Source organism: Clostridium paraputrificum, from assembly GCF_900447045.1.
Lineage (GTDB): Bacteria > Bacillota > Clostridia > Clostridiales > Clostridiaceae > Clostridium > Clostridium paraputrificum.
Window position 1 is genome coordinate 141504 of sequence record NZ_UAWH01000016.1, and the last position, 14192, is coordinate 155695.

The 14192-nt window shown below is 31.4% G+C and carries 13 protein-coding genes and 1 other annotated feature; of the genes, 1 reads left to right on the forward strand and 12 read right to left on the reverse strand.

Going from position 1 to position 14192, the window contains the following annotated elements:
* Positions 1–35: 35 nt before the first annotated feature.
* The 8 genes from DR024_RS13980 to DR024_RS14015 form a co-directional block, all read right to left on the reverse strand.
* Complete coding sequence (locus DR024_RS13980; protein ID WP_027097443.1) at positions 36–293, reverse strand: IreB family regulatory phosphoprotein; 258 nt, start codon at positions 291–293, stop codon at positions 36–38.
* A gap of 134 nt (positions 294–427) precedes the next feature.
* Entirely contained in the window at positions 428–3067 is a 2640-nt protein-coding gene (alaS, locus tag DR024_RS13985; protein ID WP_027097442.1) for an alanine--tRNA ligase, read from the reverse strand.
* Positions 3068–3119: 52 nt separating this feature from the next.
* Positions 3120–3298 (reverse strand) — a binding site (T-box leader).
* Between the two features lie 73 nt (positions 3299–3371).
* On the reverse strand, positions 3372–4403 hold the full coding sequence (locus DR024_RS13990; protein ID WP_055184517.1) for an AI-2E family transporter: 1032 nt from the start codon (positions 4401–4403) through the stop codon (positions 3372–3374).
* The gene (locus DR024_RS13995) at positions 4381–4881 is read right to left on the reverse strand and encodes a PRC-barrel domain-containing protein (protein WP_027097440.1); all 501 of its coding nucleotides are present in this window, start codon (positions 4879–4881) and stop codon (positions 4381–4383) included. Before DR024_RS13995 ends, DR024_RS13990 begins: the two co-directional genes overlap by 23 nt.
* 113 nt (positions 4882–4994) lie before the next feature.
* Positions 4995–6071: a tRNA 2-thiouridine(34) synthase MnmA gene (gene mnmA / locus DR024_RS14000; RefSeq protein WP_027097439.1), complete on the reverse strand. Its 1077-nt coding sequence runs from the start codon at positions 6069–6071 to the stop codon at positions 4995–4997.
* Between the two features lie 9 nt (positions 6072–6080).
* A complete protein-coding gene (gene nifU, locus DR024_RS14005; RefSeq protein WP_027097438.1) occupies positions 6081–6518 on the reverse strand; it encodes a Fe-S cluster assembly scaffold protein NifU in 438 nt (145 codons plus the stop codon).
* Between the two features lie 2 nt (positions 6519–6520).
* Entirely contained in the window at positions 6521–7702 is a 1182-nt protein-coding gene (gene nifS, locus DR024_RS14010) for a cysteine desulfurase NifS (protein ID WP_111917944.1), read from the reverse strand.
* Between the two features lie 12 nt (positions 7703–7714).
* Entirely contained in the window at positions 7715–8158 is a 444-nt protein-coding gene (locus DR024_RS14015) for an RrF2 family transcriptional regulator (protein ID WP_027097436.1), read from the reverse strand.
* Positions 8159–8312: 154 nt separating this feature from the next.
* Between DR024_RS14015 and DR024_RS14020 the strand changes: the two genes are divergently transcribed.
* The gene (locus DR024_RS14020; RefSeq protein WP_055253729.1) at positions 8313–10058 is read left to right on the forward strand and encodes a glycosyl hydrolase family 18 protein; all 1746 of its coding nucleotides are present in this window, start codon (positions 8313–8315) and stop codon (positions 10056–10058) included.
* Between the two features lie 48 nt (positions 10059–10106).
* Here the strand turns inward: DR024_RS14020 and DR024_RS14025 are convergent, their stop codons facing one another.
* The 4 genes from DR024_RS14025 to DR024_RS14040 all read right to left on the reverse strand — a co-directional run bounded on the left by DR024_RS14025 (position 10107) and on the right by DR024_RS14040 (position 14156).
* Positions 10107–11378, reverse strand: a complete 1272-nt coding sequence (locus DR024_RS14025) for a replication-associated recombination protein A (RefSeq protein WP_027097435.1) — start codon at positions 11376–11378, stop codon at positions 10107–10109.
* A 93-nt stretch (positions 11379–11471) separates the two neighbouring features.
* Complete coding sequence (locus tag DR024_RS14030; RefSeq protein WP_027097434.1) at positions 11472–12269, reverse strand: ABC transporter ATP-binding protein; 798 nt, start codon at positions 12267–12269, stop codon at positions 11472–11474.
* On the reverse strand, positions 12229–13155 hold the full coding sequence (locus DR024_RS14035) for an ABC transporter permease (protein ID WP_027097433.1): 927 nt from the start codon (positions 13153–13155) through the stop codon (positions 12229–12231). The genes DR024_RS14030 and DR024_RS14035 overlap by 41 nt, the downstream gene beginning before the upstream one ends.
* Complete coding sequence (locus tag DR024_RS14040) at positions 13155–14156, reverse strand: ABC transporter substrate-binding protein (protein WP_027097432.1); 1002 nt, start codon at positions 14154–14156, stop codon at positions 13155–13157. The genes DR024_RS14035 and DR024_RS14040 overlap by 1 nt, the downstream gene beginning before the upstream one ends.
* Between the last annotated feature and the right edge of the window lie 36 nt (positions 14157–14192).

A 14192-nucleotide genomic window follows, 5' to 3' on the forward strand; every position in this document is an offset into this window, starting at 1 on the left:
AATATATTAAAGGTGCCCGTATAAACGGGCACCTTCTACTTAATTTCTAAATAAGATTTCATTACTTCTTCAAGAATTTCGTCTCTTTCAAGTTTTCTTACCAAAGCTCTAGCTCCGTTATAATTTGTAATGTAAGTAGGGTCTCCTGATATTAGATAACCAACAAGTTGATTTATAGGATTATAACCTTTCTTCTGTAAAGAATCATAAACCTCTGTTAATATAGCTTTTGTTAATGCTTCCTTATTTTTTTGTACATCAAATTGCATTGTATGTTCTATATTTTTACTCATATTCGTCGTTGCCTAAAGTGCAACTCCACCCCCTTACATATTGTTAAGGAAATTATATTTCATCATTAATAATATAACCACTTTTTATGTTTCTATTCATATATAATTATACATTATTTAATTGGAAATGTATACTACTTTACTAAAGATTCTACTATTTCATAAACCTTATTCACTGCTTCATTTATCTTTTCAGGGTTCTTACCGCCGGCTTGAGCCATATCTGGTCTACCGCCTCCCCCTCCTCCAACTATTGAAGCAACTTCTTTTATTACCTTTCCACAATGTACACCTAATTGAACGCTATCCTTAGTAGCCATTGCAACTAAATTAACTTTTCCACCTACATTACTAATAAGTACCACTATGCCTGACTGAACTTTGTCTCTTATTTTATCTGCTAAATCTCTTAAAGCATTTCCATCAACATCCTCTAATGCATATGAAACAACCTTAACTCCATTTATTTCTTTAACAGAATTTAAAATATCATCTTCAGCTCCCATAGTTAACTTACTCTTAAGTTCAGAAATTTCTTTCTCTTTTTCCTTAAGTTCAGCATTACTATTAGAAATTCTATTTAGTATTTCCTTTTCACTACATTTTAAAGCATGACAAGCATCTATAAGAAGCTTTTGTTTATCTTCAACATATTTAATTGCATTAAATCCTGTTAAAGCTTCAATTCTTCTAATTCCAGCTGCAACACCAGCTTCACTAACTATCTTAAATAGTCCTATTTCACCAGAATTATGCACATGAGTTCCACCACAAAGTTCTTTAGAGAATTCTCCAACACCTACTACTCTTACCTTATCCCCGTATTTATCGTCGAATAAAGCCATTGCTCCTGATCCCCTTGCTTCATCTAGTGTCATTAAATTAGTTCCAACATTATAAACTTCCATAATCTTTTCATTTACTAATGTTTCTACCTTTTCTAACTCTTCCTTACTTAATCCTTGGAAGTGAGTAAAGTCAAATCTTAATCTTTCATCATCTACATATGAACCAGCTTGATTAATATGATCTCCAACAACCTTCTTTAATGCACTGTGTAGCATATGAGTTGCTGTATGGTTCTTACAAATGTTACTTCTTCTAATTCTATTTACTTCTAAAGTAACCTTTGAACCTACTTTAACAGTTCCTTCTTCAACTTTAATATATTGAACAGTCTTACCACCAACATTTTTCTTTGTATCAAATACAACTATCTTAAATCCTTCACCATGGATTATACCCTTATCTCCAACTTGACCACCCATTTCAGCATAAAATGGTGTCTTATCTGAAACTAAGTATCCTTTTTCTCCTTCTGATAATTCTTCTCTAAAATCATTATCATCAGCTAAAACTAATACTTCACCTTCACAAGTAAGAGTTTCATATCCTAAGAATTCACTTTCTACTGCAGCATCAATCTTATTTATTGGAAGTTCATCACTACCCATGTAAGAAGATTCCCCTCTTGCATTTCTAGCTCTTGTTCTTTGGTCTTCCATTTCTTTATCAAAAGCTTCTCTATCAACTTTTAATGACTTTTCTTCACATATTTCCTCTGTAAGTTCATATGGGAATCCAAATGTATCATAAAGCTTAAATGCCTTTTCTCCATCAAGAGTATCTTTTCCTTCTTTGATTAATTCATCAATATATCCAAGTAAAATATTCATTCCCGAATCAATAGTTTCATTGAATCTTTCCTCTTCTAATGTAACCATCTTTTTAATATAATCTTGGTTTTCTTTTAATTCTGGATAAGCTGGTGCATAGTTTTCTACAACTGAATCAACTACATCCTTTAAGAATATCCCCTTAATTCCAAGTAATCTTCCATGTCTTGCAGCTCTTCTAAGAAGCCTTCTAAGCACATAACCTCTTCCTTCATTACTTGGTGATACACCATCAGATATTAACATAGTTACAGCTTTTACATGATCAGTAATTATTCTTAAAGATACATCTTTATTAGAATTTTCTCCATACTTAACTCCTGATAATTCACTTACTTTAGCTAAAATATTTTTAACTGTATCTATTTCAAATATATTATCTACGCCTTGCATTATAGTTGCAATTCTTTCTAATCCCATTCCAGTATCTATGTTAGGATGCTCTAATCTGTTGTAATTTCCTTCTTCGTCCTTATCAAATTGTGTAAATACTAAGTTCCAGAACTCAACTACTCTGTCTTCATCTGCAGCCTTTAAGAAATCTTCCACATTAGTTATTACACCTTCACCTCTATCAAAGTGAATTTCTGTACAAGGTCCGCATGGTCCAACTCCAATTTCCCAGAAGTTATCATCCTTACCTAATCTGAAAATTCTGTTTGGATCCACATCAGTTTTGCTCTTCCAAATTTCAAAAGCTTCATCATCTTCTAAGTAGATAGTTACATAAAGCTTATCCTTTGGAATTTGAAGAACCTCTGTAATAAACTCCCAAGCCCATGGAATTATTTCTTCCTTAAAATAATCCCCAAAAGAGAAATTTCCAAGCATCTCAAAGAAAGTACCATGTCTCGAAGTCTTACCTACGTTTTCAATATCACCTGTTCTAATACATTTTTGACAAGTTGTTACTCTTCTTCTTGGTGGTTCTTGAAGACCTGTAAAATACGGCTTAAGAGGAGCCATTCCAGCATTTATTAATAATAAGCTTTTATCATTCTTAGGAACTAAAGAAAAACTCTTCATTCTTAAGTGATCTTTACTTTCAAAAAACTTTAAAAACTCTTCTCTTAGATCGTTTGTTCCAATATTTTTCATATTAATTACCTCCATCTAAATTTAAATATAAAAAAGCCTTTCATCCCTAAAAATAAGGGACGAAAGGCTAAACTTCCGCGGTACCACCCTAATTACGCACAAAATAAAATGCATCACTTAGTATACTTATAGCTCCAAGGCAGCTTCGAAACTTTTTCTAGAAAGTTTTCACCAACCACTTTCTCTCTAAATAGAAAAACAAAATCTACTAATCCTCTTCACAGCTTAATATTAATTTTTCATCTCAAATTATATTTTATATAGAGAATTATGTCAATATTTTTGTATTCTTTATGGATTACATCTAAAATATATAGTAATTGATATCTTCATATATAACCTTAATTATAACCCCTATTGGAACAGCTAATATCATCCCCACAAATCCACAAAAACTTTCTCCTATAAGCAGTAGTATTATAATTACTAAAGGATGCATGTTGGTGCTATTTCCTGTAATCTTTGGCGAAAGAATATTACCTTCCACCTGTTGTATTATTAAAATAGCCAATGCCGCCCATAACGCTTTAGTTGGAGATTCTAAGAAAGCTATAAAAACTACTGGCACTGCCCCAAAAATAGGACCAAAGTAAGGTATTATATTAAAAATACCATTTAATATAGATAGCCATAAAGGAAATTTTACTCTTATCAAAATCAAAGCTATAAATGTTATTACACCAACAATTAAGGATAATAATAGCTGCCCTACAATATAACTTTCTAATAGCTTATTTATATCCTTAATAATCTTTTTAACCAATTCCCTTTTTTTAATTGGTATAAGTAAAGAACATTTATTCCATATAAATTCATCATCTGCCAAAAAGTAATATGTAATAACTGGCACTACTGCAAAGCTCATAATATTCTCACTAAATGTAATAATATACCCCACTATACTTCCTGAAAACGAATTTATAAATGAGGATATTTTTTCTTTACCATCTTCATACAAGAACTTGAGAAATGTAGAGTTCCCTATATTAGACGTAAGAAAAAAATCTTCTATAGACTCCGTTAATTTATTTATCATTGGCCCAATATTATTCATTTCTTTAAACATTGTAGGTATTAATAGAACTATAGAAAGTATAGCTATAATTAGTATTCCTAAAATAATTATTAATGCTACCTTTTTCTCTTTTATCTTAGTATGTTTTGCAATATATATTTTTAAAGGCTTTAATATGTAAGATATAATAAAGGATAGAAGTATTAAATTAAATATTTTTCTTATATTTAAATTAAATATATATATGGCTATTAAAACTAGAACTACTATACATAAACTAAGTTTTATAATTATATTTTTATGCTTTTTTATAATATTCATTATTATTCACTTCACGAGGTATATTTTTAACTATTACATTAGAATCACCTAAATATAAAATGCAGTCTTCTCCCAAAATAGACTGATTAATTAAAATAACTTCACGTCCATATATCAATTTATCAATTATGCCTGCACCAACTATTATACCTTTTATGGAATAATCATCCTCCTTTATTAAGACATCCTCAACAACACCTTTTATAGTTCCATACCTATTAATTACTTCCATTCCTATTATCTCAGATATCTTTAGCCCTTCTCCTTTTATACATCCCTTCACTAATATATCATCATCTATATTTAGGATTCCATCAATTGGAGTATAATTATTCTTCAATCTCAAGGAGTACCCCCCTACTGCTAGCCCAATTACTTTTCCCTTGTAGAAATCAATAAATATATCTCTTACAGAACCTAATTTCTTTCCTTTTATATCATATACTGTCTTATAAAAAAAATCTTTAATCCTATACATCTCAATTCCCCTTTCATCAAATACAGGAATAGTTTACCCATTATGGTATTTTTGATACAAAAAAAGAGACTGTATTAATAATAATTTTACTAATACAGTCTCATTTTTTGCAGCTATAATATTTTTTCAATTATCCCCCCGCCAACTACAATATTACCGTCATAGAATACTACTGACTGTCCTTTTGTAATAGCTCTTTGTTTATCTTTAAATGATACTCTAACTTTACCATTCTTTTCAGGGTATAAAACAGCCTCTGCTGGTCTTGCAGAATATCTAACCTTTGCAGTTACTTTTAACTCACTCTGAAGATTATCAAAGGGAATAAAGTTAACATCCTTAGCTAATAAATCTGTTTTAAATATATCTTCTTCAGGACCAATTACAACTTCATTTGTCTTTGGTCTAATATCAGTTACAAAAACAGGTCTTCCTAAGGATAGTCCTAATCCTTTTCTTTGACCAATAGTATAATATACTATTCCTTTATGTTTTCCTAATACATTTCCTTCTTTATCAACAAAGTTTCCTGGTTTTATTTTTCCAGGCTTAGCTTCTAAGATAAATCTTCCATGGTTGTTATCGGGAATAAAACATATTTCTTCACTATCTTTTTTGTTATGAACAGCTAATCCTATTTCCTTAGCTATTTCTCTTATTTTATCCTTAGTATATTCTCCACAAGGCATTAATGTATGTTCTAATTGATCTTGTGTAAAATTATATAAAGCATAAGTTTGGTCTTTCTTATCATCATCAGATTTAATTAGAAGGTATCTTCCATCTTCTTCTACAATCTTAGCATAGTGTCCTGTTGCAACATATTCTGCACCTATACCTCTAGCTTTTCTAAGTAAAGCATCAAACTTTATATGCTTATTACAAGCAATACATGGATTAGGAGTTTTTCCAACCATATATTCATCTATAAAATAATCAATTACCTTTTCTTTAAATATATCTTTAAAATTCAACACATAAAAAGGTATACCTATTCTATCACAAACTCTTCTAGCATCTTCTACAGCAGAAAGTGAACAACACCCACCTTCATTTTCTATAGTTTCATCATCGTCTGGTGACATTCTTAAAGTTATACCTATAACATCATATCCTTGTTCTTTTAAAAGATAAGCAGCGACGGAGCTATCAACTCCGCCACTCATACCTACAACTACTTTTTTCTTCATAGACTACTCCTATTCTTCTCCATGAACGTGATCGTGTAAATCATCTCCATGCTCTTCGAAATCCCAAAGTTCCATTCCTTTGCTCTTTCTGTAGTCATTAATTGCCTTGTGTATAGCTTCTTCTGCTAATACTGAACAGTGCATTTTTACTGGTGGAAGTCCATCTAAAGCTTCTGCAACTGCTTTGTTTGATAGCTCCCAAGCTTCATCTATATGTTTACCCTTAATTAGTTCAGTTGCCATTGATGATGATGCTATAGCAGAACCACAACCAAATGTCTTAAACTTAACATCTTCTATAATTCCGTTATCATTTACCTTTAAGTAAATCTTCATTATATCTCCGCACTTAGCGTTTCCTACTTCACCTACACCATTTGCGTCTTCAATTTCTCCTACGTTTCTTGGATTTCTGAAATGATCCATAACCTTATCTGTATATATCATAATTATCTTACTCCTCTCTTAATGAAATCTTCCCATAATGGTGACATATCTCTTAATCTTTTAATGATTGGTGGTAATACTTCTATTACATAGTTAACATCTTCTTCTGTTGAAGCATCACCTAATGTTAATCTTAATGATCCATGAGCTTTTTCATGTGGAAGCCCTATAGCTAATAAAACATGTGATGGATCAAGTGATCCTGATGTACATGCACTACCACTTGAAGCACAAACTCCCTCAAAGTCTAATGAAAGCAATATTGATTCTCCTTCAATAAATTCAAATCCAATATTAACGTTACCTGGTAATCTCTTATCACCAGTTGGTCCATTAAGCTTTGAATATGGAATCTTTAATAAGCCTTCTATTAATTTATCTCTTAATGCTGTCATTTTATCTACATGTTCTTGTAGATTTTCAGTAGCAAGTTCAATAGCTTTTCCAAGCCCTACGATACCAGCAATATTTTCAGTACCTGCTCTTCTAGCTCTTTCCTGTCCACCACCGTGAATTAAATTATGTATTCTAACACCCTTCTTTATATAAAGAGCTCCTACACCCTTTGGTCCATATATCTTATGTCCCGCTAAAGATAACAAATCAATATTCATATCCTTAACATCAATTTCTATATTACCAATTGCTTGGACAGCATCAGTGTGGAATAAAACCTTCTTTTCTCTACATATAGCTCCAATTTCTTTAATTGGTTCAATAGTACCTATTTCATTATTAGCAAACATTACAGAAACTAAAATTGTTTTATCTGTAATTGCATTTCTTACATCTTCTGGATTAACAAAACCTTCGCTATCAACATCTAGGTATGTAACTTCAAATCCGTTCTTTTCTAAATATTCACATGTATGCAACACAGCATGATGCTCAATTTTAGTTGTTATTATATGGTTACCTTTATTCTTATACGCTGAAGCTATTCCTTTAATTGCCCAGTTATCGGCTTCTGAGCCTCCACCTGTAAAGTATACTTCATTTATATCACAATTAAGGGCCTTTGAAACTTGGCCTCTAGCCTTATCTACAGATCTCTTAGTAATTCTTGATATTTCATAAAATGAAGATGGGTTACCAAATTTACCTGTGAAGTATGGTAACATTTCTTCTAAGACCTCTGGCTTAACAAAAGTTGTTGCAGCATAATCCATATACACTGTATTCATGTTTCTTCACCTCTATAATTTAAGTTTTAATGATTCGTTATTTGTCTTGATTCTTTCATAGTCATTTACTATATCTTGAAGAGTTACTGACTTCATTACATCATCAATACTGTTTTTAATCTTTGCCCAAAGTAATCTTGTAGCACAACAATCAAGATTATCACAAGAAACACCATCAATGCATTCTGCAATTTCAATTGGCCCTTCAAGTACATACATAATTTCAGCTACAGTAATATCTTTAGGTTCTCTACTTAAAACATACCCTCCTTGAGCACCTCTAATACTTGTTATTAGCTTTGCTTTTCTTAATGGGGAAAATAATTGTTCTAAGTAATATTCAGATATATTTTGTCTTTTTGAAATAGTTTTAATTGATAAAGGCGCTCCACCGTAATTAATAGCAAGTTCAACCATTGCTTTTACTCCATAACGCCCCTTAGTTGAAAGTTTCATTCTCTTCACCTCTTAATGTTGAGTAAATTACTATGCTTTACATTTCATATCATAGCAAAACACTCGGACATTGTCAATAATCTAAATACATCAATATTTACTTTACTCAAATATAATTTTATAATTAGTTGTAATAATATGTAAGGAGGGCTCTATGAAAAAGAAATTATTAATATCTGCATCTATTGCACTTATACTATGCTTAAGCCTATTTATCTCCTATAGAAATATAACAAAAAATAACTTCAATAATAATTCTACTGTAAATGAAGAAGTCTCTAATAATTCTGCCACAAACCAAAACAATACATATAATAACAACAAAAATATTATTATGTACTTTCCTAATTGGGGAGTTTACAGTGAATCTCACAATAATCTTACTGTTGGAGATATTCCCTGGGACAAGGTTACAGTTATAAATCATGCTTTCTTTACTGTATCTAAAGAATTTAAATTAGAGTCTACAGATAAGGATGCTGATTTTGAAAAATTCTTTCCCAATTCAGAAGGATGGAATCAAGATCAACTTAGGGGACATATTGGTGAATATAAATACTATAAATCCAAATACCCTAATGTAAAAGTCCTTATATCTGTTGGTGGTTGGACACGTGGAGAAAACTTTCATGATATGTCAAAAACAAAGGAAAATAGAAAAATATTTATTGATAGTATAATAGATTTCCTAAAAAAATATCCCTTTATTGATGGTATAGATATAGACTGGGAGTATCCAGGGGAAAATCGTGAAAAAGACCCTAATGATGAATATGATAAAGGATGCCCAGGTGGACCAGAAGATAAAGAAAACTTCACCCTTTTACTTAAAGAAATAAGACAAGCTTATAATGATAACAATTTTTCTAATAAAATGCTTACTATAGCCAACGCTGGAAATTATGAAAAACTTCAACTTCAAGAGCCTGATAAATATATAAAATATTTAGATTTCATTAATGTAATGACTTACGATTTTCATGGTGCTTTTGAAAGTAAAACCAATCATCACTCTCCTATCTACTACAATGATGATGACCCTACTAGATATAATAAATATACTTTCTGTGCTGAAGATGCTTTGAAAATGTATGTTAAGGAATATAATATTCCTACTGAAAAATTAAATGTAGGATCACCATTTTATTCAAGAGGATGGAGTGAAGTAGATGATTCTACTGGTACAAATGGTTTATTTTCAACTGCTACAAAAGCATATAAAGGTTCATGGGATAGCGCAACAAGCCCTGGTGGTCAAATACCATGGTTTCAAATAAAAGAAATGGAAAACAAAGACGGATGGAAAAAGTACTGGGATGATAAAGCTAAAGTTCCTTATTTATATAATAAGAATTTAAAATCTATGATTACATATGAGGATGAAAAATCCCTAAAAGAAAGGTGTAACTTTGTAATAAAGAATAATTATGGAGGAATAATTGTCTGGGAAATAACTGGTGATGATAAGAGCAAAAATTTCCCTCTAACCACTCTTCTATGGGAAAGCCTTGGTAAAACAACTGAAACTTCTACTGAGAATAATTCATCTATTAAAGATAATGAAGAAAATATTAATGAAGAAGTTATGAATAACAATTTAGATGGTTTTAATATAAACTTTGAAGTGACTTCAGATTGGACTTCTGGTGCAAATTGGTCTATGGCTATTGAGAACAATAGTGGTAAGGATATTTCTTCATGGAAAGTATCCTTTGATTTTGACAAGAAGCTTTCTCAATGTTGGGAAGGAGTACTTGCCTCCTCTGGTAATACCTACACTATATCTAACCCAAGTTGGGGCGGAAGCATTAAAGACGGTAGTTCCATTACAGTAAATGGAGCTTGTGAAGGTAATTCCAAGGACCTTAAAATTAAAAATATTAAAATAGAAGTGAACTAAAATAAAAGGAGATATTGCAAACTATGTTTAGCTATATCTCCTTAATTTCTATTTTCCTTTAACTTTATCCCAATAATCCTTAGAGGTTCTTTCCATCTTGTTATCTCCATACTCATAATATACCTTATCTTTAATATTATTAGGTAAATACTGTTGTTTAACATAATGGTTAGGATAACTATGAGGATATTTATATTCCACTCCTCTTCCTAATTTTGATGCTCCAGAATAATGTGCATCTTTCAAATGAGGTGGTATATCATCAATAGATAGATTATCTAAATCCTTTAAGGCACCATCTATTGCATTAATTGCTGAATTTGATTTTGGTGATGTAGCCAGTAGTATAGTTGCCTCAGCTAGTGGAATCCTAGCTTCTGGAAAACCTAACTCCCTTGCTGAATCCACTAATGACTTTACTATTAATGCTCCTTGAGGATATGCTAATCCTATATCCTCAGCTGCTATAACTTGAAGTCTTCTGCATATAGAAATTAAATCACCTGCTTTTATAAGTCTTGCTAAATAATGAATTGCACCATCTGGGTCACTTCCCCTTATTGACTTTTGAAAAGCACTTAAGTAATCATAATGGCTATCTCCATTAATATCATAGGAAACCACCTTTGTTTGAGTAGAATCTCTTGCAATTTCCTCATCTATGTATACTACTCCATCTTCATTAGGATTAGTTGACCTAATGGCAACCTCTAAACCATTAATAGATTTTCTTACATCTCCATTTGATGCTTTTGCAAAGTAATCTAAGGCTCCATCAGTAACTTCTAATAAAATTTCAGTATAGTCCTTTTGTTCAATTTGAATTGCTCTGCTTAATGCCTTTTTTATATCATCCTCACTTAATGGCTTAAACTCAAAAATAGTTGATCTACTTAATAAGGCTTTAAACACGTAATGATATGGGTTTTCTGTAGTTGAGGCGATTAAAGTAATTCTACCATCCTCTATGTATTCTAATAGGGACTGCTGTTGCTTTTTATTAAAATTCTGAATCTCATCTAGATACAGTAATACCCCTTCTCTTCCCATAAATGTATCTAAATCCTTACAAATATCTTGAATATCTTTTAAAGAGGCATTTGTTGCATTTAGTTTGTAAAACTGTTTATTAGCTTTTTTTGCAATTATGTTAGCTACAGTAGTCTTTCCTATACCTGGTGGCCCATAAAAAATCATATTGCTTATAGCTCCACTTTTCACCATTCTATCTAATATCCTATTTTTACCTAGTATATGTTTCTGACCACATACATCCTTAAGTTCTGTGGGTCTAATCTTATCTGCTAATGGTTTATACATCTCTATCTCTACCTTTACTTTAAATATATATAAATCATATCATAATTTAACACATGAATAAAACTCCTACGTTTTCACATAGGAGTTTACATTTTAAACAAATAAAGTTCTATCACTAAGCTCATCTTTAATATGAACCTTTTCAAAAAGTTGCATTAACTTATCAGTTGAATCTAATTCTTCCCTCTCTTTTCCTTTAACATCTATAACTATATCTCCTCTGTGCATCATAAATAATCTATTTCCAGAATCTATAGCATGCTTTAAATTGTGAGTTACCATCAAAGTAGTTATTCCTCTTTCTTTAACTATCTTTTTAGTAATCTCCATTATCTTTTCTGACGTCTTAGGATCTAGGGCAGCTGTATGCTCATCTAATAGTAACAACTTAGGATTTGACATTACTGCCATTAAAAGTGTTAAAGCTTGTCTTTGTCCACCAGATAATAATTCAACTTTATTATAAAGCTTATCCTCTAACCCTAAATTTAGCTCTTTAAGAAGTTCCTTATAGGCTTCTATTCTCTTTTTATTAATCCCTAAGGACAAACCATATTTTTTCCCCTTATTATCTGCAAGTGAAAGATTTTCTAATATAGTCATTTTAGGAGCAACCCCAAAAGATGGATTTTGATATACCCTACCAATCTCTTTGCACCTATAAAACTCTTCTTTATCAGACACATTTTCTCCATCAATATATATCGTTCCAGAGTCTTGTTCTATTGATCCTGCAATGATGTTTAACAAAGTAGATTTTCCAGCTCCATTAGAGCCTATAATGGTAACAAAATCACCCTTATCAATTTCTACCGATAATTTATCAAATACCTTATTTTCATTTATGCTATTAGGATTGAATACTTTCGATAGCTGCTTGATCTTCAGCATTTTCTTCAGCACCACCCTTCACTTCAGTTTTTTTCTTTTTAAATAGTCCATTTTGTGTACTTAATGCAATAACTAATACTCCTGCTGTTAAAAGATTTAAAAGATTTGGATTTAATTTCATCTTTAATGCTACTGAAATAGCAAAGTAATATATTACAGTGCCTATAATAGCTTGAGTTGTAGATTTAACTCTCCTAAACCTTCCTAACAATGATGTACCTATTATTACACAGGCTAGTCCTTTTACTACTACACCGGTACCCATACCAACATCAGCATATCCATTATACTGCGCTGTAAGGCCTCCAGACAAAGCAACTAACCCATTACTTAACATAAGACCTATTATCTTTATATTATTCTTGTTCACTCCAAGAGAGGTTACAACTTGTTCATTATCTCCTACAGCAAATAGTAGAAAACCAACCTTTGTTTTCATAAAAATATCTAATAAAATCTTAAATATAATCAAAAGTACAGCAACAATAAGTAATGTTGTAAATAGTCCACTTACTTCTGAAAATATATGAGTTGTTTGAAATAATGGGGTATTTGATTTATTACCCATAACCAATAGGTTAACTGAGTAAAGCCCTATCATTACCAATATACCAGACATTAAATTCGTTATCTTTAGCTTCACATGCAAGAATGCTGTAATAAATCCTGCTATAGCACCTCCTAAGGCTGATGCAACAACTGCTATCCATGGATTTACTCCATTTACTAAAAGAACAGCTGATATACATGCTCCTAAAGGATAAGTACCATCAACTGAAAGATCAGGAAAGTCTAATATCTTGTAAGTAATAAATACTCCCATTGCTACCAAACCAAATAATGAAGCCTGCTCTAAGACATTGATAGCTATTTTAAGAATATCCACTACTTAACGCCTCCTGTAACCTTCTTTGCTGAATCTAAAATATTTTGAGGTATTGTAATACCTAGCTTTTTAGCCACATCTGTATTTACTGTTATTGCAAGTTCTTTCATAGTTTCAATTTCAATGTCTTGAGGGTTCTTTCCATCTAATATTTCTGCCGCCTTATAGCCTGCCATCTTTCCTAATTCATAATAATCTATTCCCTTTGAAATTAATCCACCTTTTTCAACCACTGCTGGTTCTGCTCCCATTACAGGCTTATTTGCTTTTAAGGCTATTTGTGCAACTAATTCATAAGAAGCTGCAACATTATTGTCAGTTGGAGCATATAAAACATCTATATCTCCCATAGAATTAGATAGCACTTGATTTATTTCATTTATATTAGCCACCCCTATCTTCTTAATAGTTAGCTTATATTTAGAAGCTAATGTCTCTAATTCATTCACTTGATTTACTGAGTTTGTTTCAGATGTTGTATAAACTACACCTAAAGTTTTAGCATCAGGTAAAACTTCTTTTAATAAAGCTAATTGTTCATCTATATTGGCCATATCTGATGTTCCTGTTGTATTACAACCTGAACTCTTCAAATCCTTAGCTAGTCCATCCTTTACTGGATCTGTAACTGCACTAAAAACAATTGGAATATCCTTTGTAGCATTATAACAAGCCTGCGCTGTTGGTGTAGCTATAGCAAATATCAAATCCTTTTTTGCTGATACAAATTGCCCTGCTATTTGTTGTGCAGTATCTTGTTTTCCCGAAGCATTTTGTTGTTCAATTTCAATGTTTTCTCCATCTTTGTATCCTTTTTCAGCTAGTCCATCAATAAATCCCTTATTAGCTTGGTCTAACGCATCATGTTGAATAAGTTGAATTATCCCGACCTTTTTCTTTGATGTTTCTTTTTCATTCTCAGTCTCTCCTCCACATCCCACAAGTAAAGATGCACTCAAAAGACCACATAGCAATAAAGCTATCTTCTTTTTACCTACCATAATACCATCCTCCTAAATTTTTATACCTTAAATCAC